We start from the raw sequence: 21,518 nt of genomic DNA, 5'->3' as shown, positions 1-21,518 counted from the left end.
CGCACGCAGATCTCAGTGCTGCTTGTCGAGATAGGTGTGCAGCGCCTGTCCGAACCAGGTGAACACCGGTCCCAGATCCGGAAGCGGCGGCCAGCCGTTGATGATGGCCACCAGTTGCCAGTACCGCGCCACGCGAGGATCGTTGGCGACCGCGAGCCGCTCGAGCACCCACCGCCGCAGCTGGTCGTCATCGGCCCGACCGAAGGTCTCGGCGTACCGTGCGGTCAGCGTGTCGACAATGTCGGCCGCACTCGCCGAATCCGGCGCGATATCCGCCGCGAGTGCCCGACCGACTTCCTCACACACAGTCTCGGTCAGATCGTGATGCAGGCCCGTGGTGTCGCCCTCGGCGCGTTCTTTGGCCTGATATTCGGCCATCCGCCGCACTGCGGTACGGAAGTCGGTGTCCTGCACCAACTCTACGAGCTCCATCCATGCCTCGACCTGCTCGGGCGTGGGGTCGTCCGGAAGTTCCGGCATGCTCGAGCGCAGCAACTCCACCATGGCCGGATTGGCGTCGACGCCGCCGAAGGTGTCGTCGATGAAGTCGTGGATGAAGCGGTGCCGTTCGGCTTCCGACAGATTCACCAGTTTGTGCATCAGATCCATCTCCTGTGGGTTCGAACCCCGTTCGGCTACCGCTTGCAACACCGCACGCCGAAGACGCAGCACGCGGATCTGCACGTCGAGGGCCGCTGCGTGTGCTCCAGCGACCTCCGTCACCGAGATCTCGCGAACCAGGATGCGTCGGATCGTGGCCAGATCGATGTCCAGTTCACGCAACGTCCGGACCAGTTCCAGGCGCGCCAAAGCGTGCACGTCATAGAGGCGGTAGCCAGCCGGGCTGTGACAGGTCGGCGGAACGATCCCCTTGTCGGAGTAGAACCGGATCGTCTTGACCGTCAAACCGGTCCGCTCGGCCAAAGCCCCGATCGTGAGGAGGTTCTCGTCGTCCATGCCCACAAGCTTGATGTCTCCCCCCGATGGAGACTCAACCCGACACCGCAATCCACTCCACAGCACCGTTCTGACCAGCACCAATACCAACGATCACGAAGTCGCGCTGGAGTACTAGGGGCGTTTGGTGATCACCACTGGTTTGATCTCCCCCGGAATGCCCGCGAACGCCGATACGGGCACACCGAATACGGTGGCGAGCACATCGCGAGGCAGGGAATTGAAGGCGGCAACGATGCCGATGTCGTCATAGGTCTCATCTGCGCTGGTATTGAACACGATCAACACTTGGAGCGGATCGACGGTACCGGCATTTTCGAAGTAGTGGAAAAATCCCTGCGGCACGAAGACCAGGTCGCCCGGACCGGCTTCGAAGACATCGTTGCGGTAGGCACCGTCCGGGTGCGTGCCCAGTACCGTCCATTTTGCGCGGCCGGCGATGACGAAGTTCATTTCCCACGCGGTCGGATGCCAGTGCGGTTCGCGCATCCCGCCGACATCGAGATGAACGAAATAGACGGCGCCGTTCTGGCCGCGCAGCACCGGGAAGGTGTCTTCATTGGCGCCCCGAAGTGTCCCGCCTTGGTAGACGGTGGGATCGGCCGCGGTGAGTTTGAACAGATGCGGAGCTTGGTTGAGATTCCGGTTGATATCACCGGTGGTATCCGTGTGCTGCGGCGTCGCGTCCGAACGGGCAGCGTCGGCGATCAGTGCGCCGGCCAGCACGCCACCGCCGACAGCACCGGCGCCGATGGCGGTGCGGCGATTCAGCAAGTTCTTCTCGGGTGCGTTCGTCGCGCGGCTGTCATCACTTCCCGGGTTCGCTTCGTCGGACACCGTCAATCCTTCCGTGCTGCGTCGGCGAAGGCCTCGAAATTCGTTGCCATCACACCTCGTTCCACGTGTCGGGAAACGCGTCTGAACAGCGAAGAATAAGCCGACAGTTGTGTTCGGCCCGGGCCGACACGCGGCGCATATCACTGCGACTCGTGCTGTGGCTATCGCGTGCCCGAACGATTACGCCGAGGGCCGGCCACTCCTCTTCGGAGGGGAGGCCGGCCCGGTTCGTCGGAGTTCGACTATGACCCGATCACCATTTATAGGAGGTGTGGTGCAGGTTGTTGATGAGCATTCCGATGTGGGTGCGGTAGTTGAGAACACTGAACAACAAGAAGAACAGGCCGGATATGATCCATGCCCACCGGATCACGTGGAAGGCCCAGATCCGGTCGGAACGGTAGAGCGGCATCGCCAGGCATCCGACCGCCGCGATGAGGTACACGATCGCGAAGGTTGTGTTCTCCCACCCCTGGAATTGGCCCGATATCGGTTCCTGGGGCGGGGCGTCGCCCATCAGGTTGTACGAGAAGATGGCCGACGAAATCGCCAGCAGGACAAGCCCCACCGCGCCGATCACCCAGGAAATGGGTGCTGTGAAGGTGGCGTCGGGGCGAAAGTGGCCCTTTGCGAGGACACCGCCGCCCACGAGCGCGAGCACGCCGAGCATCAGCCCCGGCTCGGCGAAAGCGATATTGATCGGCGGATTCACCGTCAGTGGCCAGGTCACCGCCATCACGGCGCTGAGAAAGGTCAGTGGCACTCCGACGACGAGCAACGCCACTCCGGTGCCGGCCAGCGCCGCACCTGCGGCGTCGGTCTTGTGGATCTTGGTGAGCGCGTCGGCGGAGAGCAGTATCACCAGCCCGGCGCACACCCCCATCAAGGTGTTGAACAAAATCACGTCTGTCCTGCCTACCTATGGCATGCCCTGTCGACCGCTCGCGATGTGCACAGTGAGTCTGACCGACGGAATCGAACGGATCCACAGGGAGATTGAGTGAAACATCTGTTTTGTACCGATTTGTCCGCCGCATGCACAAGACCTAGGGAAAGAACTGCGGATAACATTTTGATGACGCCATCTCGCTATGCCGGCGGGAGCGTCACCGGGAGTGGCCATGCCGCTACGCGTGGTTTTCAGGGCCTGCCGGTTACGCGGGTGATTTCGATGCGGAGCGAGAGCCAGGCCGCGCACATTTATATTCCGTTCACGCGCAGAGCTTTACGCCGCTCCTTTCTACATCGTGTTCGGGTGCCTTATCGTTTCACTGGCTGACATTCCGATGAAATAGCTTGGCGCACGGCACATTCGGCGGCTCACAACTGTTATTTCAATCACGACGCCGGGCGTAGCGACGACCCGGACGACCCCGTCGGTCGTGGTGGGTCTCGCCGGGTACCTCGGCGCCTATCGGCGCGCCGGTGTGGCCGTCACCGAACACGACGACGGCACCAGAGCTCATGCACCAATGCGCCGACAGCATGGCGGGGCTGTCGCCCGCGTCGGGCATGGACCCGCGTAGAGCATGGACCCGCGTAGAGCATGGACCCGCGTAGAGCATGGAACTGACTCCGGCCTCTTCCACCGTGTTCTCCGCCTTCGGCGCTGGCCCGTCATTCAGCGAGAACTACATGCCGGGCGTCTTCGGCACTCTGGCCGACGGCACCGAATGCTCCTGTGTCGATATGCGCGCCACCCCGAAACAGTCGACCCACATCGCCTGATCCTCGCCCCGCAAGAGCGGTCGGATTGTTTCTGTCCATGCACGCAGGGTGTCACCGTCGCGAAGTAAGGTCGGCCGAGTGGCACGACGAGGGACAGTGGATCCCGCGCAGACGCGGGCGGCGGTGGCGGCGGTGAGCGCGTGGCTGCGCGACGAATCGGCCGGCGCGCCCGCTCGCGCCGAACTCGCGGCAGCCGTGCGGAGCACCGCGCGTTCGCTGGCGGCGTCGGCGCCGGGGCACTCGGTGGAGGTGCGGGTGCCACCGTTCGTCGCGGTGCAGTGCATCGAGGGTCCGCGGCACACCAGGGGGACCCCGCCGAACGTGGTGGAGACAGATCCGCGCACCTGGCTATTGCTGGCCATGGGACTGCTCGACTTCGAGGCAGCGGTGAATTCCGGTGCGATCAGCGCCTCCGGGAGTCGAGCGGGCGAGGTGGCGCACTGGCTGCCGGTCGTCCGGCTCGGCGCCGACTGAGCGTCGAACACACCGGCGGCGCGCTGGATCCGCCAAGTCGCACCGGTCGTCCGCCTCGCTGCCGTGGGTCAGGGGCGAGCGCGATTGCTGCGGTGCAGCCCCTTGCGGTCGTAGTAGCGGGTGATCACCGCGCCGAACACCAGTCCGACGGCGAGCCCGAAGATCGTCATCCACAGGGCGCGGGTCAGGCCCGCGTCGGAACTGGCATCGAAGTACAGAATCGACCGCACACCGAGGAACACCTGGTGCATCGGCTCGAACGAGGCCAGCCAGCCGAAGTACTTCGGCGTCGCCTCGATCGGCACGGTGCCGCCGGAGGAGGGCAGCCCGAGGATGACGAATAGGATCAGGTTCACCAGCAGACCTGCCGAGCCGATTGCCGCGAGCATGGAAAGCCCCGTCACGCCCACCGCGATGATCGCGAGCGCACTGTAGAGGAACAGCGCGAGCGGATGGTCGATCGGCATGTCCAGCACCTCGCCGACGACCAGGAACACCGCCGAGACGATGTTCGCGGCCACGATGAGCACGCCCCACTTGATCAGCAGCGTCTTGATCCGGGATATCGGCGTCGGCGGATAGTGCACGTACCACGGACCGTATTCGGTGGGGACGAAACCGAGCTGGGCGTCGATCATGGTGTGGATGACCATCGCGCCGACCACGCCGGCCAACAGCAGCAACAGTGCGTAGAAGAACGCGGTGAGGCCTTGTCCGGTGCCGTGGGGCAGCGGGTGGTACTGCTGGGTCACCACCTGTATCGGGTCCGCGAGCGCGACCCGGGTGGCGCCGGACAGCGCGGGCGCGGGCGCGGCGCCGGGCTTCGGCGCCAGCTGTGCGTTCACCTGATCGGTCAGCTGCTTGCCGACCTGCGTGTTCACTTCGGTCAGCGCCTCGTTGCCGACCCGCAGCACGATCTGGGTGCCGAACGTGCCGGCGCGCGGATTGGTCTGCAGCGTGATGATCGGTCGTTGGATGTCTCCGGGTATGACACTGCCCACACCGAGAATGCCGAGCCGTTTGCTGAAATCGCTCGGAATCACGATGGCGCCGTAGATCCGGCCGGACTGCAACTGTCGCTCGGCCTCATTGATGCTGATCACCCGCAGGTCGACCTTGTCGGCCGGTATGCCCTGCGCCAGCGCGGCGGTGATCTGGTTGCCGAAGTTCACCTGCTGCTGCTTGTCCGCGGTCGTGATGGTATCGCCGACATCCTGGTTGACCAGGGCGATCGGGAAGTCGTGCAGGTTCTTCTCCGGATCGGCGACATAGTCGAGATACATGATGCCGAGCAGTGTCGTCAGCAGCGTCAGCACGCCGATCGGAAAAAGCAGCATACGTGCCCATGACCTGCGCGCCGGGGCCGTGGTCGACCCCGTCGTGCCCGCGTCGTCCGTAGTCGTCACGGACCGCACCGTAACAGCTGTCGGGTCCGGAATTTCGCGGCTTCGCCGCGCGGATTGCTGCCCGGCCGCGGTGGCGGTGATCATCGTCGAGCGTTCACCCGTAGAATGAAATCTGCCCCCAGCCCGCCCGAACAGGGAGCACACGGTGACCAACGCCGAATTGCCGGTCGACAGCACTTCCACCAGCTCGTTTTCCGCCAACGCGGCGTTTTCCGCCGATGGGGATGCCGACGAGAACGAGCCACGCGAGGAGTGTGGCGTTTTCGGAGTCTGGGCGCCGAGCGAAGATGTGGCCAAACTCACGTATTACGGCCTGTATGCGCTGCAGCACCGTGGGCAGGAGGCAGCGGGGATCGCGGTGTCGGACGGATCGCAGATCCTCGTCTTCAAAGATCTGGGCCTGGTCAGTCAGGTGTTCGACGAGCAGACGCTCGCCGCCATGTCGGGTCATATCGCCATCGGACATTGCCGCTACTCCACTACCGGCGGAGTGACCTGGGAGAACGCCCAGCCCATCTTCCGGACCACCGCGGTCGGCTCCGGGCTTGCGCTGGGGCACAACGGCAATCTGGTCAATACGGCCGAATTGGCAAGCCGTGCGCGTGAACTCGGCCTGCTCGGCGCGTCCGTCCGCAGCGGGCGACCGCAGCCCGCGGCGGCGACCTCCGACTCGGACGTGGTGACCGCGCTGCTCGCGCACGCCGCCGCGGACTCCAGCATCGAGCAAGCCGCCATGGCACTGCTGCCCACGCTGAAGGGCGCGTTCTGTCTCACCTTCATGGACGAGCACACCTTGTACGCCGCGCGTGATCCGCACGGTGTTCGTCCGCTGTGTCTCGGCAGACTCGAACGTGGCTGGGTCGTTGCCAGTGAGACCGCCGCACTCGACATCGTGGGCGCCGCGTTCGTCCGCGAGATCGAGCCGGGTGAACTGCTGGCGATCGATGCCGAAGGCGTGCGCTCGATGCGCTTCGCCAATCCGGAGCCGAAGGGCTGCGTCTTCGAATACGTGTACTTGGCCAGGCCGGACAGCGCCATCTCGGGTCGGTCGGTGCACGCCACCCGGGTGGAGATCGGCCGCCGGCTCGCGAAGGAGCATCCGGTCGAGGCGGATCTGGTGATCCCGGTGCCAGAGTCCGGGACCCCGGCGGCGGTCGGCTATGCGCAGGGTTCGGGTGTTCCGTACGGCCAGGGCCTGATGAAGAACGCCTATGTCGGGCGGACCTTCATCCAGCCGAGCCAGACCATTCGGCAGCTGGGCATCCGACTCAAGTTGAACCCGCTACGCGAGGTCATCCGCGGCAAGCGCTTGATCGTCGTGGACGACTCGATCGTGCGCGGCAATACCCAGCGCGCGCTGATCCGGATGCTGCGCGAGGCGGGCGCACTGGAGATCCATGTGCGGATCGCCTCGCCGCCGGTGAAGTGGCCCTGCTTCTACGGGATCGACTTCGCCTCGCGAGCAGAGCTGATCGCCAACGGCGCGGGCACCGAAGGCGGCTTCGAGGACATGGTCGAGGGCGTGCGCCGCTCGATCGGCGCGGACACCCTCGGCTATATCTCCACCGACGGCATGATCGCGGCGACCGAGCAGCCGCGTTCGCGGCTGTGCAGCGCGTGCTTCGACGGTGACTACCCGATCCCGCTGCCCACCGAGGCCGCCATCGGCAAGAACGTGCTCGAAGGCATGTTGACCGGACAGTCCGAGGCCGCGCTGTTGAGCGACAACGCGAATGCGAGCGCGCTGAGCCGTCCGTGAACGCACGGCCGGAGTTCGACTGAATACGGTGCACGTACGTCGGCGGTTGCTTCGCGTCCGAGCAATGACGGTGTCCCGTCCTGCGCACTATTCGTCCTGATGGGGCGTGTCCGCGATTCCTGGGCCCGCTTGTGCTGGCTCGGGGCTACCATCACGCCGCGGCTGTCCATTGTCGGACGTGGCGTCCTCGAGACATCTCCGGTCCGGATGACTCCGGAGCCTCGACGCCGGACCGCATTTTCGCCCGCCCCGGGCGTTAAGTGCAATACGTGCGATTGTTCGACTTTTTTTCTTCACGAAAGCAACGTCACGGAAATATTTCATGGGTACGGTGCCCGGTGGATCAGAAGTTCACTGTGTCCGCTCCGATCCTGTGATGAGGGAAATAGGGTGCGGCACTCGACAAGTAGGGCCGGGATGTTGATTTCAAGGAGACCTGGGAGAAGAGCCGGTAGGCGAGTCATCGCTGCTGTCAGCCTTGCCACGCTGGCGGCATCGGTGCTGGCGGGCTGTGGTTCCGGGCGGACCGGCGCTGGTGGTGACGGCGTGGGCTTGCTGGCGGGAACCACGGACAAGATCTTCTCGCTCGACCCCGCGGCTGCTTACGACAACGGGTCTCTGGTCGTCGAAACGCAGATCTATCAGTATCTGCTGAACTTCGCCCCCGGCGACGCGACGCCGAAGCCGGATGCGGCGCAGAGTTGCGAATTCACCGCGCCAACGGTGTACACCTGCACCCTGAAAGCGGGTCTGAAGTTCGCCAATGGGAATCCGCTGACCGCCACCAGCGTCAAGTTCTCCTTCGACCGGATGCTGCGGATCAACGATCCGAACGGGCCGGCTTCGTTGCTCGGCAACCTCGAGAAGACCGACGTCGTGGACGAGCGCACCGTCGCGTTCACTCTGAAGGTCGCCGACGACCAGACCTTCCCCGCGATCCTGCCCACCCAGGTCGGGCCGATCGTCGATGAGAAGGTGTACTCGCCGGACAAGGTGATGACCGATGAGGAGGTAGTGCGGGCCAAGGGCTACTCCGGCCCGTACACCATCGCCAGCTACGACAAGAACAAGTTGGTCGAATACCAGGCGTTCCCCGGCTACAACGGCATTCTCGGCACTCCGAAGACCAAGACGGTGTCGACGAAGTACTACGCCACCACCGACAACATGAAACTCGATCTGCAAAACGGGTCGCTCGACGTCGGCTACCGGTCCTTCACGCCCACCGACATCCAATCGCTGCGCAACGACAACAAGGTCACCGTGCACGAGGGTCCCGGCGGTGAGCTGCGCTACATCGTGTTCAACCTGAACACCATGCCGGGCGGGACACCGGAGCAGAAGCTGGCCGTGCGCAAGGCGGTCGCCTCCACCGTCGACCGGGCCGCGCTGGCCGGCGGTGTCTACAAGCAGACCTATCTGCCCGCGTATTCGTTCGTGCCGCAGGGAACGCCGGGTGCGGTGGAGCCGTTCAAGGACATCTACGGCGCGCAGCCGAACAAGGACCAGGCGGCGAAGTTCCTCGCCGACGCGGGAGTCGCGACGCCGGTCGAACTGAATCTGCAATACAACCCCGATCACTACGGTTCGAGCAGCTCCGAGGAGTACGCGGCGCTCAAGTCGCAACTCGAGGCGAGCGGGTTGTTCCACGTCAACCTGCAATCCACTGAATGGGTCACCTATCAGAAGGAACGTGCGCGTGACGCGTACCCGCTCTACCAGTTGGGCTGGTTCCCGGACTTCCCGGACCCGGACAACTACCTGGCCCCGTTCTTCGGCCCGAACAACTTCCTGCAGTCGCATTTCGAGGACGAAGGGATCTCCGCGCAGCTGATTGCCGAGGCCACACAGCCCGACAAGGACAAGCGGATGGAGCAGATCGCACAACTGCAGCGTGACCTCGCCCAGAATTTCCTGCCGACCCTCCCGCTGTTGTCCGGTAAGCAGATCGCGGTCACCGGCACCGATGTACACGGTGTGGAGCAGACGCTCGACGCGTCGTTCAAGTTCCGCTACACCGTGCTGAGCAAGTGAGTTCGGATAACTCAGCCGGGCCCGGCACGGTAGCTGCGCCGGACGCGAAGCCGGTGGCGGTCCGTGCCGGGCGCCCGCCACGAATCGGCAAGGGCGGTCGCGATTCTCGCCAGTTCGCGCTGCTGCGCTATCTCGGCGTCCGCCTGCTGCTGATTCCGGTGACGGCCTGGATTCTGGTCACGGTCGTGTTCTTCCTCATGCGTGTGGTCGGCGACCCGATCAGCGCGGCGTTGGGTGGGCGCATGACCCAGGAGCAGATCGAGTCGCGCAAGGAGGCGGCCGGGCTCAACCGGCCGATCCTGTCGCAGTACTGGGATTACCTGTCCGGGCTGCTCCATGGTGATCTCGGTCACTCGCAGGACAATCGGCAGATCAGTGAGGTCGTCGTCACCTACGGCGCGGCCTCGCTGGAGCTGGTGTTCTGGGCGCTGATCGTGGCATTCGCGGTCGGCATTCCGCTGGGCAGGTACGCGGCCACGCACCGTGATTCGGCTGCCGACACCGGCGTGCGCCTGTTCGCCATCCTCGCGTACGCGGCGCCGGTGTTCTTCGTCGGCCTGCTGCTCAAGTTGGTGTTCGCGGTGCAGTTGGGCTGGTTGCCGGTGGCGGGAAGGGCCGCCACCAACGTCGAATTGCAGCTGCAGCACGTCTCGCCGAAGACCAACATCATGGTGGTCGACGCGATCCTGTACGGCGACCCCGGATATCTGGTCGACGTGCTGAAACACGCCGTGCTGCCGGCCATCGCACTCGGATTGCTGACCGCGGGCATCTTCGTGCGGCTGGTGCGGATCAACCTGATCCAGACGCTGCGGGCGGACTATGTGGACGCCGCACGGGCCCGCGGTTTATCCCAGCGAGTGGTGACCGGACGACATGCTTTCCGCAACGCGATGATCCCGATCGTCACGGTGATGGGCATGCAGATCGCCACGATGTTGGGCGCCTCGGTACTCACCGAGACCACGTTCGAGTGGAAAGGGCTCGGTTACCAGCTCGCGTCGTATCTGTCGGCACGCGACTTCGTCGCCGTGCAGGGCATCGTGGCATTCATCGCGCTGATCGTCGCGGTGATGAGCTTCTTGGTCGATGTCCTCGTGGCGCTGATCGATCCGAGGGTGAGGTTCTGATGACCGCTACGGAACTGCTGAACGAACCGGTGATCGTGCCTGCGGTGCCACCGTCGGTGCGCCGGGGAGTGCCTGGCCTGCGCTTGTTCTCGATGACCGCGGGATTGCAGCGCGCAACCCTGATCTTCGGGCTCGGCCTGGTCGGCGTCTTCGTGCTCGCCGCACTGTTCGCACCACTGATCGCGCCGTACGGATTCGCCCAGAGCGCGTCCGACGGTGTCGATTTCGTCCGCCAGCAGGCGCCGTCGGCGCAGCACTGGTTCGGCACCTCGGTGCGCGGCGAGGACGTGTTCTCCCGGGTGATCTATGGCGCGCGCACCGCGCTCTGGGTCATCACGATCTCGCTGCTGTTGTCCTTGCTGGTCGGAGTGCCGCTCGGACTGCTGTCGGGGTATATCGGTCGCTGGCTGGACCGGGTGCTCGTGCTGTTCATGGACGCGATGTACGCGTTTCCGACGTTGTTGCTCGCGATCGTGGTGTCCATCGTGGTGGCAGGCGGCCGCTCGACCAGCTTCGGCGGTGTGCTGTCGGCCGCGATGGCCATCACAGCCGTCTTCGTGCCGCAGTACTTCCGGGTGGTGCGTAACGCGACCGTGGCGGTGAAGCAGGAGCCGTATGTGGATGCCGCGCGGGTGACCGGGGCGTCGACCACGCGGATCCTGTTCCGGCATATCTTTGCCAACGTCACTCAGTCGCTGCCGGTGATCGTCACGCTGAACGGATCGGAGGCGATCCTCACGCTGGCCGGTCTGGGATTCCTCGGCTTCGGCATCGAGCCCACCCAGGCCGCCGAATGGGGCTTCGACCTGAACAAGGCGCTGTCGGACGTATCCAACGGCATCTGGTGGACCGGCATTTTCCCCGGTGTCGCCATCGTGCTCGTCGTGCTCGGGATGACGCTGGTCGGCGAGAGCCTCAACGAAGTGCTCAACCCGATTTTGCGCACCCGCCGTGCCGTTTCGGTGGCCGCAGGAGACAGCATCGCAGACCCGGTGGGGCGGGACATCGGAGGGAAGGACACCACCCATGGCTGAGTCATCCATGGCCGAGCGGGAACGCCCGGCCCTGTCCATCGAATCGCTGTCGGTCACCTTCGCCACCGATGCCGGGCCCGTGCACGCGGTCACCGACGTGTCCTACCAGGTCTATCCCGGTGAGGTACTGGCCATCGTCGGGGAGTCCGGCTCGGGCAAATCGGTGAGTTCCCGCACGGCGATCGGGCTGCTGCCGCAGACCGCGCGGGTGCGCGGCCTGGTCACCCTGGGCGCCGACACGATCACCTCGATGAGTGAGAAGCAGCTCACCGCACTGCGCGGCGGCGCGGTCTCGATGGTCTTCCAGGAGCCGGGGCGCGCCCTCGACCCCTTGTTCACCATCGGCTTCCAGATCGGTGAGGCGCTGCGCGCACACGGCGACCTGAGCAAGAAGGCCGCCAAGGCCCGCGCGGTGGAACTGCTGCGCATGGTCGGACTGCCTGATCCGGCGCACCGGGTGGACTACTACCCACACCAGCTCTCCGGCGGGCAGAAGCAGCGGGTGATGATCGCCATCGCGATCGCCTGCGAGCCGAAGGTGATCATCGCCGACGAGCCGACCACTGCGCTGGACGTCACGGTGCAGGCCGAGATCTTGGCGTTGCTGCGCGACCTGCGCGACCGGATCGGTAGCGCGATCGTGCTCATCACGCACAATATGGGCGTGGTCGCGGACCTGGCCGATCGGGTGGTGGTGATGCGCGACGGCAAGGTGGTCGAGCAGGCGCCGGTCGACGAGCTGTTCGGCGACCCCAAAGCGGATTACACCCGCGCGCTGCTCGCCGCGGTCCCGCATCTGGGCACCGGACAGGTCGAACACGGTCCGGCCGTCCGCGCCGAGGCCGACAGCGAACCGGTGCTCGAGGTGCGCGATCTGGTGGTCGAGTTTCCCGGGCCGTTCGGTCGCCCGCCGTTTCGCGCGGTCGACGAGGTCAGCCTGCGTATCGGTCCCGGTGAAACGGTGGGTTTGGTAGGCGAATCCGGCTCGGGCAAGTCGACCATCGGTCGCTGTGTCGCGGCCTTGCAACGACCGACCTCCGGTGCGGTGCGGGTGCGCGGCCAAGACATCGCCGGCCTGTCCCAGCGCAAGTTGCGCCCGATCCGGAGACGATTCGGATTCGTCTTCCAGGACCCGGCCAGCTCGCTGAACCCGCGGCTCACCGTGGGTGACTGTGTGGCCGAACCGCTGATCGTGCATAAGACCGGCAGCATGGCGGAGATTCGTGCCCGAGTGCGTCGGCTGCTCGACGATGTGCAACTACCCGCGGGCGCCGAACGCCGATACCCCCATGAGCTGTCCGGCGGCCAGCGCCAGCGCGCCAGCCTGGCCCGCGCGCTGGTGCTCGACCCGGACCTGTTGGTCGCCGATGAACCGACCAGTGCGCTGGATGTCTCGGTGCAGGCGTCGGTGCTCGAACTGTTCGGGCAGTTGCAGCGTGAATGCGGCTGGGCTTGTCTGTTCATCAGCCACGATCTCGCGGTGGTCGACCAGCTGGCCGACCGAATCGTGGTGCTGCGCAACGGCGCGGTGGTCGAGCAGGGTGATCGCGATCGCATTCTGCGCGCGCCGCAGCAGGAGTACACGCGGCGTCTGGTGGCCGCGGTGCCGGTGCCCGACCCGGTCGAACAGCGCCGCCGACGGGCACTCGCGGCCGGATTGTTCAGCGCGGACAAGGCGGGCTGATGGACGGCGTCGCGGTTGGCTGCGCCATTGTCAAGAGGGTGAGCCAACACCGGTGCGGGGTCGTTATCCGGCTCGGGTAGCGTGAGCAGGCATCTATCCGCCGATTCGGTTTGGAGCTTTCCCCGAAAATGACTGAACAGACCCCAAGTGGTGGTGCTTCATACGCCGCGGCCGGCGTGGACATCGAGGCAGGTGACCGCGCAGTCGAGTTGTTCGGGCCATTGGCGAAGAAGGCGACCCGGCCCGAGGTGCAAGGCGGCCTCGGCGGTTTCGCCGGACTGTTCGCGCTGAAGGGCGGCTATCGGGAGCCCTTGCTTGCCGCCTCGACCGACGGCGTCGGCACCAAACTCGCGGTGGCGCAGGCGATGGACAAGCACGACACCGTCGGCCTCGACCTGGTCGCGATGGTGGTGGACGACCTCGTGGTGTGCGGCGCGGAACCGCTGTTCCTGCAGGATTACATCGCCATCGGCAAAGTAGTCCCGGAGAAGGTCGCCATGCTGGTCTCCGGCATCGCCGAGGGATGTGTGCGCGCGGGGTGCGCGCTGCTCGGCGGCGAGACCGCGGAGCACCCGGGCCTGATGGACCCGGAAGACTACGATCTCTCCGCGACCGGCGTGGGCGTGGTCGAGGCCGATGCGGTGCTCGGCCCGGATCGGGTCCGTCCCGGCGACGTGGTGATCGCGATGGGGTCCTCGGGCCTGCACTCGAACGGCTACAGTCTGGCGCGCAAGGTCCTGCTCGACATCGATCGCATGTCGCTCGCCGGCCACGTCGAGGAATTCGGCCGGACACTCGGCGAGGAGCTGCTCGAGCCGACCAGGATCTACGCCAAGGACTGTCTCGCGCTGATCGCCGAGACCGATGTGCGCACCTTCGCACACGTCACCGGCGGTGGGCTGGCGGCCAATCTGGCTCGCGTGCTGCCCGCCGGCATGGTGGCGGAGCTGGATCGCGGGACCTGGAACCCGGCGCCGGTGTTCAAGATGATCGCGCAGCGCGGCCGGGTGGAGCGGGCCGAGATGGAGAAGACGTTCAACATGGGTGTCGGCATGGTCGCCATCGTCGCCCCCGAGGATGTCGACCGGGCGCTCGCCGTCCTGACCGCACGGCATATCGAGTGCTGGACGCTGGGCACGGTCAAGAAGGCCAAGGACGCCGACGCTGTGCGCGCCGTCCTGGTGGGTGAGCACCCGCGGTTCTGACCGCGGCGGAAAACGCAACGGAGTCCCGCATCGTCCGATGCGGGACTCCGTTGCGTTGCAAGCCTTTTTCGGCGCCCGTCCGTCAACCCGTGACAACGTCTGAAGGGGGAGGCCCGTCGGCCTCCCCCTTCAGACGTAAATCCGAGTCAGCGGCGCCAGTCGTCGTTGTCGTCCTCATCCCAGCGGGACAAGGAGTCGTCCGCGTCGTGCTCATCGGACAGCACACCACCACTCCGATGGGAGTTGGGGCTTCCCGAAAGCTCGCGCTGAAGGCTCGCGAAGTCGGTCGAAGGCGAGCTGTACTTCAGCTCGCGCGCAACCTTGGTCTGCTTTGCCTTAGCCCGGCCACGGCCCATGGCTGACCCCCTCGCGTCACTGCGGGGCGGCCTGGGGTTTGGTTGGCGGCCCCGTTCGAATTAATACTCTTCCTGACACACACTTTAGCGTGTGTCTGACGGTCTCGCTTCCAGGAGTGGGTGAAGATCTCCCGAACCGGTGCCGTTTGCCCGGTTGTCGCCCCGAACGGAATCCCTACACGACCCCGGGAATCGCGCGGATCACGCCGACTCGCGCACCGCCGCCGAGTACCGCGGGGGCAGCCAGCTCGGTATGCGCATCGGTCCAATCGACCCCCATTCGATGCAGAATGGCCAGCGTCAGCGGCATTCGGGCCCGGTCGTGCCCGTCTTCGATCTTGTACGCGAATGCCGATCCGTCCGGCAGCGCACCTGCGTGTACGCCGTCCGCGCCGATCTTGCAGACCAGCCCGGGGGTTGCCCGCATGGTGAGCAGGTCGGGGCCGTTCGTGCCGGAAATCACTCGCGGATGGGCGCGGATGGCATCGGCCACCCGGCGTTCCGGGGAGCCGGGATCGGCCGTGGCCATGGTCGCGAACACCCGGGCCAGGTTCACCAACGAGACCGGAATGATCGGCAGTCCGCAGCCGTCTATGCCGAGATCGGCTTCCGGCTCGCCGGTCAGGTCTGCCACCGTGGCGATGACCGCTCGCTGCAGCGGATGGGCCTGGTCCAGATAGCCCTCGGTGGGCCAGCCGTTGATCGCACAGGTCGCGAGCATCGCGGCGTGTTTGCCGGAGCAGTTCATGTAGATTCGGCGCGGTTCTTGTGCGCCGGCGAGGACGGTGGCGCGGGCCCGTTCATCCAACGGCAGGTCAGGTGGACACGCGAGGGCTTCCTCGTCGAAACCGAAACGGTCGAGCAGTCTGCGTACCAGCGCGACGTGGTCGGGCTCGCCGTAGTGCGAGGCGGTCGCGATGGCGAGTTCGGCGTCGTCGACCGGCTCGAAACCATTGCGCAGCAAGGTGATTACCTGCATCGGCTTGTTCGTCGAGCGCGGAAAGATCGGCAGGTGCACCGCTCCCAGCGCGAGGCTCGGCTCGCTCGCGGCGTCCAGCACCACCACCGTGCCGCGGTGCACGCACTCGCGGAAGCCGGATCGGACGACTTCGACCAGTTCCACACTCACCGTTGCGCTCCCGTGCCGAGGTGGTCGGCGTCGGCCGCCGCGCCCCGGCGCTCGGCAGCTCGTGCGGCGTTGGTATGCCTGCGCGTGTGCCGTTCGACCTGCATCCGCACATCGTCGGAGAGGGTCGGCTCGTCGGCGAGCAGGATCGCGAGCAGGTCGGGGTCGGTACCGGTGAACAGATCGCGGACGGTGATGCCGTGCGTCGGGACGTACACCACCGACACCTGGTCACCGGCGCCGATCGTGCCCTCGGTGAGTACCCGCAGGTAGGCGCCCGTGTCGCTGCGTAGCGTGAACCGCTTCACCCACTGCTGTTCTCCGCTCCAATGCTGGAATGTTGCGCACGGCACCCGCGGCGCGCTCACCTCGAGCAGGGTGTCTCCGATGGACCAGCGCGCACCGATCACCGCGTCGCTGACCGCGAGTCCGGCGAGGCGCAGGTTCTCGCCGAACCAGCCCGCGGGTAACTCCCTGCCGAGTTCCGCGCCCCAGCGGGCAGCGTCGTCGTCGGCGTAGGCGTAGACCGCTTGGTGCACGCCGCCGTGGTGTTCGGTGTCGCAGACGTGGTCACCGGCCAAGCCGAGCGTGCGCACTGCGACCCGACCCGGGACCGGCCGCTTGTCGATCGCGGTTCGACCGACCCGGCCCGGCGTCGCCAGTTCGGCATGCACCACACAGACGGCGCGGACTTCGCCGCGGTCGCCCACTCGCATGGACGCTCTCGTGGCGGACGCCGAGCGGGGCTCGGGGGCGCGGCTGCCGAAGAGCGATCCGCTTCGGTCGATGGTGTCCATCGGTGGATCAGCGCCCGCGTAGCCGGTCGACCGCGACCCGGCCGGGCTGCGTCGCGTGGTCGACGGGAACCGAATCGGGATCGATGGCCGCCGCGACCGGGCCGACGGACAACGTGGTGTCGGCCGGGACCGCCCGCTTGATCAACGCGAGTGCGATGGGGCCGAGTTCGTAGTGGTCGACCACCGTGCCGAGTCGGCCGACCGCGCGACCGCCCGCGGTGACGTCGTCGCCGACGGCCGGGCGTTCGTCGGCCGAGCCGTCCAGATGCAGCAGTAGCAGCTGCCGCGGCGGCTTGCCGAGGTTGTGCACCCTGGCGACGGTCTCCTGGCCGCGATAGCAGCCCTTGTCGAGATGGACTGCTCCGTGCTCGGCGACGCCGCCGATCCAGCGGGCCTCGTGCGGGATGGTGCGTTCGTCGGTGTCGAGTCCGATCCGGGGGCGCACGGCCGCGACACGCAGCGCCTCGAACGCCCACATGCCCGCGGGCGCGGCGCCTGCCGTGGTCAGCGTGCTCCACAGGTCCGGTAGCTGGTCGCGGGGGATCACCAGATCGAACGAGTCCGCGGTGGGCCAGGGCATCCGGCGTAGGAAGCCGCCGCCGGGTAGCGGCGTCGCCGCGTAGACGTCGGGGAGTTCGGAGACACCGAGTGCTTCGGTGAGGTCGGCGACCCGCGGTCCGAGCAGGGTCAGCACGGCGTGATCGGTGGCCTCGACCGGCTCGGCGTCGGCCCAGAACACCATCTTCTGCAGGAACGCGAGCAGATCGGGCCCACGCTCGGCCTCGGTGTCGATCCATACGGTGCCGTCCAGGTCGGTGAGCACGAAGTGGTGCAGCACCCGGCCGTTCAGGTCGAGGTCCAGGTTCTCCGCCGAACCACCGTTGCCCAGGGCGGCGACATGTTGGCTGGAGATGGTGTGCAGCCAGGTCAGCCGCTCGCCGCCGGTGATGCGCAGCACGAAACGATGCGAGCGGTCCACGACGGCTACTCGGTCGACAGCGGCGCGCTGTTCACCGAACGGATCGCCGTAGTGCCATGCGACGGCGGCATCGGGCGAACCCGGCGCTCCCGCGACGGCTCCCGACACGCTGAGAATGGGGCTGGGCGCAACGACCACGGACACCCTCCCCACTCTAGGCGTGGCTGCACCGCCGTGTGCGAACTGGGCTGTCGACCCGGTATTTCGGGATGGTCGATCGACAGCGGATCAAGCATCGTGCGGTGGCGGTGTGGCGAATCGGGAATAAAAGGTTCTGCGAACTCGGCCGTGCGATAGGCGCGGTTCCCTCCCACCGCCTACGCTCGACCCATGGTGGATCGAGTTCTTGTCACACTCGATGGCGTGGTCCAAGATGTGGACGCGCCGTTGTTATTTGCGGACGATATCGGCGTATTGCGCGGTGACGGTATTTTCGAAACTGTGCTCGTGCGTGCGGGAAACGCGTGCGCGATCGAGTTTCATCTAGGCAGACTGCGCCGCTCCGCGCAGGCGTTGGATCTGCCCGAACCAGAATTGGGGAAATGGCGCGAGGCCGTCGAGACGGCCGCGAAGGAGTGGGGCAGCGACCGTGAGGGTCTGATGCGGCTGGTGCTCACCCGTGGTCGCGAATCCGACCTGTCCGGCACGCCCGACAAGGTGAAGACCGGTGATCTCGCCGCCGCGGTGCCGGTGCCGACAGCCTTCGTGCTGCTGCTTCCGGTTCCCGATCGGGTCGAGAAGGCCCGCACCGAAGGCGTTTCCGTGGTCACCCTGTCCCGCGGGATCTCGATCGATCTCGCTCAGGCGGCGCCGTGGCAGTTGCTCGGGGCCAAGACGCTGTCCTACGCGAGCAATATGGCCGCCCTCCGGTTCGCCGCGCGGATGGGTGCCGATGACGTGATCTTCACCAGCACCGAGAACCGGGTGCTGGAGGGCCCGCGGTCCACCGTGGTGATCGCGCGCGACAAACAGCTGATCACGCCGCCCGCGAAGAACGGCGTGCTGCCCGGCGTCACGCAGCGTGCTCTGTTCGTCGAGGCGAAGAAGGCGGGCTGGGAGTGCCGCTACGATTCGCTGTTCACCGCTGATCTACTCACCTGCGACAGCGTCTGGATGCTGTCGAGTATCTCGCTCGCGGCGCGGGTGAACTCGCTGGACGGTCTGCGGATGTCCGCGCCGGACAACGCAAACGAGATCATCGAACTGGTGAATCGTGGCATCGAGCGCGCGGGAGCCGTCGGCGACTGGTGACGGCCCGGCGTTCGCCGGTGAGCCGCCGACCGCGGCGCGATCGGCATCAGTAGCCTCGCCCATGCCGCCGCCCCGTGATCTCCGTCCTACTCGGACGGGCACGGGGAGGCGGTGTGCAGGGGAAAGGTGTCGATGCCTGCCGAGGGCGCCGGTGTGTCGTGGCCGAGGAATTGTCGTCTTCGGTCGGCTCCGACGTAGGCTTACTACGTAACGTCGTAGATCGACAGGAGGTCGGCGTGGATGCCTTGGATATCTCCCGATGGCAGTTCGGCATCACGACGGTTTATCACTTCCTGCTGGTACCGCTCACGATCGGTCTCGCGCCGCTGGTGGCCGCCATGCAGACGGTGTGGGTGATCACCGGCAAAGAGCATTGGCTACGGCTGACCAAGTTCTTCGGCAAGCTGTTCCTGATCAACTTCGCGCTCGGCGTCGCGACCGGCATCGTGCAGGAATTCCAGTTCGGGATGAACTGGAGCGAGTACTCCCGATTCGTCGGTGACGTCTTCGGCGCCCCGCTCGCCCTGGAAGGCCTGGTCGCTTTCTTCATGGAATCGACCTTCCTCGGGCTGTGGATCTTCGGCTGGACCCGACTGCCGAAACTGGTGCACCTGGGCACGATCTGGATGGTCGCCATCGGCGTGAACGCGTCGGCGTACTTCATCATCGCCGCCAACTCATGGATGCAGCATCCGGTCGGCGCCAGGTTCAACCCGCAGACTGGACGCGCGGAACTCGACAGCATCGTCGCGGTGCTCACCAACAACACGACGATGGCGGCCTTTCCACACGTCGTCGCCGGGTCTTTCCTGACCGCGGCGACCTTCGTCGCGGGCATCGCGGGTTGGTGGATGGTGCGCAACGCGCGCGGTGGTGACGCGGGCAAGCTCGAGGAAACGCGCGGCATGTGGCGACCGGCGGCGCGGGCGAGCATCTGGGTGATGCTGGTTTCGCTTGCCGCGCTGGTCTACACCGGCGACGTCCAGGGCAAACTGATGTTCGAGCAGCAGCCGATGAAGATGGCCTCGGCGGAATCGTTGTGCCACAACGCACTCGACCCCGCCTTCTCCATCCTGACGGTAGGCACGCACAACAACTGCGACAGCGTCACGCATGTGCTCGAAGTGCCGTACGTGCTGCCGTGGCTGGCCAAGGGCAAATTCACCGGCGTGCAGCTCGACGGCGTCATCGATCTGCAGAAGGTATACAACGAGCGGTTCGGTGTCGGCGACTACCGGCCGAACCTCTTCGTCACCTACTGGTCCTTCCGCGCCATGATCGGCCTGTCGGCGGGCGCGGCGCTGCTGGCGCTCGCCGGGCTGTGGCTCACTCGCCGCGGTCGGGTACCGGACCAGCGCTGGTTCTCTTGGCTGAGTCTGCTCGTTATCCCGACGCCGTTCCTGGCCAACAGCGCGGGCTGGGTCTTCACCGAGATGGGCCGCCAGCCCTGGGTTGTCGCGCCGAACCCGACCGGCGATCCGAATCTGCGCCTGGTCGTGCAGCAGGGTGTCTCGAACCATTCGCCCGGCGCGGTGCTGTTCTCACTGATCACCTTCACACTGTTGTACGGCGCGCTCGCGCTGGTGTGGTTCTACCTGATGCGCCGCTACGTGATCCACGGCCCGGACCCGGCGCCCGAGTCGGCCGGCAGGGGCGGTGACTCCGGCGGGAGATCCGTGGAAGAACCTGCTGTCGAACAACTTTCGTTCGCTTATTAGGAGCCGGCGATGAGTGTGCAAGAGTTCTGGTTCGTACTGATCGGCGTGCTGTTCACCGGCTATTTCATGCTGGAGGGCTTCGACTTCGGCGTCGGCATGCTCATGCCGATCCTCGGCCGGGGATCCGACGCGCGACGGCGCGTGGTACTCAACACGATCGGGCCGGTGTGGGACGGCAACGAGGTCTGGCTGATCACCGCGGCCGGCGCGATGTTCGCGGCGTTCCCGGAGTGGTACGCCAGCCTGTTCTCCGGTTTCTACCTCGCGTTGCTGCTGGTGCTCGTGGCGCTGATTCTGCGTATCTGCGCCATCGAGTACCGCGGCAAGATCAACGATCCGCGCTGGCGGGCCCGGTGTGACATCGGCATCGGCATCGGGTCCTGGATACCGGCGCTCGCCTGGGGCTGGGTGTTCGGCAATGTGGTGCACGGGGTTGCGTTGAACGAGAAAAAGCAGTTCGCGGGCTCGGTGTGGGATCTGTTCGGGCCGTATGCCTTGCTCGCAGGTGTGGCGACCGGACTGTTGTTCGCCTTGCACGGCGCGATGTTCCTGGCGCTCAAGACCGGCGGGGAGGTGCGTGATGACGCGCGGCACACCGCCCGGCTACTACTGGCCCCGACCGCGGTCGTGGTCGGCGCGTTCGGGCTGTGGACCCAGTTGGCCTATGGCGCCGGATGGACCTGGGTTCCGTTCGCGCTGGTGCTACTCGGGCCGGCCATCGCGGCCGCGGCTGACATCGGTCACCGCGACGGTTGGGCTTTCACCGGGACCATGGTGACCGTGGCGGCCGTCTCCGCCTTGCTGTTCGGGTCGCTGTTTCCGAATGTGCTTCCCTCGAGCCTCGATTCGGCGTTCGACCTGACCATCCACAACGCGTCCTCGACGCCCTACACCCTGAAAGTGATGAGCTGGGCGGCGGTGCTCGTCACCCCCGTCGTGCTGATCTACCAGGGCTGGACATACTGGGTGTTCCGCAAGCGGATCACGGTCGAGCAGATCCCGGCTCCGATCGGCCTGCCGCCGGGCTCGGTGCGGGACTGACA

General features: G+C 66.1%; 19 protein-coding genes. 11 read left to right on the top strand and 8 right to left on the bottom strand.

The features are described 5' to 3' along the window. Positions 1 to 12: 12 nt before the first annotated feature. From AB0B25_RS14940 to AB0B25_RS14930, 3 genes are all read right to left on the bottom strand, one after another. Complete coding sequence (locus AB0B25_RS14940) at positions 13 to 957, bottom strand: MerR family transcriptional regulator (RefSeq protein WP_357178765.1); 945 nt, start codon at positions 955 to 957, stop codon at positions 13 to 15. 114 nt (positions 958 to 1,071) lie between these two features. Next, positions 1,072 to 1,938 (bottom strand): cupin domain-containing protein, encoded by an 867-nt coding sequence (locus AB0B25_RS14935; RefSeq protein WP_357178762.1) that lies wholly within the window; start codon positions 1,936 to 1,938, stop codon positions 1,072 to 1,074. A 109-nt stretch (positions 1,939 to 2,047) separates the two neighbouring features. Then, complete coding sequence (locus tag AB0B25_RS14930; protein ID WP_357178760.1) at positions 2,048 to 2,698, bottom strand: DUF981 family protein; 651 nt, start codon at positions 2,696 to 2,698, stop codon at positions 2,048 to 2,050. 659 nt (positions 2,699 to 3,357) lie between these two features. On the opposite strand from AB0B25_RS14930, the gene AB0B25_RS14925 reads away from it, so the two are divergent. Next, on the top strand, positions 3,358 to 3,522 hold the full coding sequence (locus AB0B25_RS14925) for a hypothetical protein (protein WP_357178757.1): 165 nt from the start codon (positions 3,358 to 3,360) through the stop codon (positions 3,520 to 3,522). A gap of 78 nt (positions 3,523 to 3,600) precedes the next feature. Continuing rightward, positions 3,601 to 3,996, top strand: a complete 396-nt coding sequence (locus AB0B25_RS14920; RefSeq protein ID WP_357178755.1) for a sterol carrier family protein — start codon at positions 3,601 to 3,603, stop codon at positions 3,994 to 3,996. 68 nt (positions 3,997 to 4,064) lie between these two features. On the opposite strand, the gene AB0B25_RS14915 is transcribed toward AB0B25_RS14920, so the two are convergent. After that, entirely contained in the window at positions 4,065 to 5,333 is a 1,269-nt protein-coding gene (locus AB0B25_RS14915; protein ID WP_357179009.1) for an ABC transporter permease, read from the bottom strand. 214 nt (positions 5,334 to 5,547) lie between these two features. Between AB0B25_RS14915 and purF the strand changes: the two genes are divergently transcribed. From purF to purM, 6 genes are all read left to right on the top strand, one after another. Continuing rightward, the gene (gene purF / locus AB0B25_RS14910; RefSeq protein WP_357178752.1) at positions 5,548 to 7,161 is read left to right on the top strand and encodes an amidophosphoribosyltransferase; all 1,614 of its coding nucleotides are present in this window, start codon (positions 5,548 to 5,550) and stop codon (positions 7,159 to 7,161) included. 417 nt (positions 7,162 to 7,578) lie between these two features. Next, the gene (locus AB0B25_RS14905; protein ID WP_357178750.1) at positions 7,579 to 9,195 is read left to right on the top strand and encodes an ABC transporter substrate-binding protein; all 1,617 of its coding nucleotides are present in this window, start codon (positions 7,579 to 7,581) and stop codon (positions 9,193 to 9,195) included. A gap of 119 nt (positions 9,196 to 9,314) precedes the next feature. Then, positions 9,315 to 10,325: an ABC transporter permease gene (locus tag AB0B25_RS14900; protein WP_357179006.1), complete on the top strand. Its 1,011-nt coding sequence runs from the start codon at positions 9,315 to 9,317 to the stop codon at positions 10,323 to 10,325. Positions 10,326 to 10,417: 92 nt separating this feature from the next. Further along, positions 10,418 to 11,359 (top strand): ABC transporter permease, encoded by a 942-nt coding sequence (locus AB0B25_RS14895; RefSeq protein WP_357179004.1) that lies wholly within the window; start codon positions 10,418 to 10,420, stop codon positions 11,357 to 11,359. Further along, complete coding sequence (locus tag AB0B25_RS14890) at positions 11,352 to 13,043, top strand: ABC transporter ATP-binding protein (protein ID WP_357178748.1); 1,692 nt, start codon at positions 11,352 to 11,354, stop codon at positions 13,041 to 13,043. The genes AB0B25_RS14895 and AB0B25_RS14890 overlap by 8 nt, the downstream gene beginning before the upstream one ends. 128 nt (positions 13,044 to 13,171) lie before the next feature. Further along, positions 13,172 to 14,248 (top strand): phosphoribosylformylglycinamidine cyclo-ligase, encoded by a 1,077-nt coding sequence (gene purM / locus AB0B25_RS14885; RefSeq protein WP_357178746.1) that lies wholly within the window; start codon positions 13,172 to 13,174, stop codon positions 14,246 to 14,248. Between the two features lie 146 nt (positions 14,249 to 14,394). Here the strand turns inward: purM and AB0B25_RS14880 are convergent, their stop codons facing one another. The 4 genes from AB0B25_RS14880 to AB0B25_RS14865 all read right to left on the bottom strand — a co-directional run bounded on the left by AB0B25_RS14880 (position 14,395) and on the right by AB0B25_RS14865 (position 17,650). Then, on the bottom strand, positions 14,395 to 14,604 hold the full coding sequence (locus tag AB0B25_RS14880) for a DUF3073 domain-containing protein (protein WP_357178743.1): 210 nt from the start codon (positions 14,602 to 14,604) through the stop codon (positions 14,395 to 14,397). A 175-nt stretch (positions 14,605 to 14,779) separates the two neighbouring features. Beyond that, entirely contained in the window at positions 14,780 to 15,733 is a 954-nt protein-coding gene (locus tag AB0B25_RS14875; RefSeq protein WP_357178742.1) for an asparaginase, read from the bottom strand. Then, complete coding sequence (locus tag AB0B25_RS14870; protein ID WP_357178739.1) at positions 15,730 to 16,446, bottom strand: MOSC domain-containing protein; 717 nt, start codon at positions 16,444 to 16,446, stop codon at positions 15,730 to 15,732. Before AB0B25_RS14870 ends, AB0B25_RS14875 begins: the two co-directional genes overlap by 4 nt. An 88-nt stretch (positions 16,447 to 16,534) precedes the next feature. Further along, positions 16,535 to 17,650 carry a folate-binding protein gene (locus tag AB0B25_RS14865; RefSeq protein ID WP_357178737.1) on the bottom strand — a complete coding sequence of 372 codons (1,116 nt, stop codon included), beginning with the start codon at positions 17,648 to 17,650 and terminating at the stop codon, positions 16,535 to 16,537. A 186-nt stretch (positions 17,651 to 17,836) separates the two neighbouring features. Here AB0B25_RS14865 and AB0B25_RS14860 point away from each other — a divergent pair, with 186 nt between their 5' ends. From AB0B25_RS14860 to cydB, 3 genes are all read left to right on the top strand, one after another. Beyond that, the gene (locus tag AB0B25_RS14860) at positions 17,837 to 18,757 is read left to right on the top strand and encodes an aminodeoxychorismate lyase (protein WP_357178734.1); all 921 of its coding nucleotides are present in this window, start codon (positions 17,837 to 17,839) and stop codon (positions 18,755 to 18,757) included. Between the two features lie 236 nt (positions 18,758 to 18,993). After that, complete coding sequence (locus AB0B25_RS14855; protein WP_357178732.1) at positions 18,994 to 20,475, top strand: cytochrome ubiquinol oxidase subunit I; 1,482 nt, start codon at positions 18,994 to 18,996, stop codon at positions 20,473 to 20,475. A gap of 9 nt (positions 20,476 to 20,484) precedes the next feature. After that, a complete protein-coding gene (gene cydB / locus AB0B25_RS14850; RefSeq protein ID WP_357178730.1) occupies positions 20,485 to 21,516 on the top strand; it encodes a cytochrome d ubiquinol oxidase subunit II in 1,032 nt (343 codons plus the stop codon). Positions 21,517 to 21,518 lie beyond the last annotated feature (2 nt).

This window comes from Nocardia sp. NPDC049190 (genome assembly GCF_040648115.1).
Classification (GTDB): Bacteria; Actinomycetota; Actinomycetes; order Mycobacteriales; family Mycobacteriaceae; genus Nocardia.
This window is presented reverse-complemented; position numbering and strand designations above follow the sequence as displayed.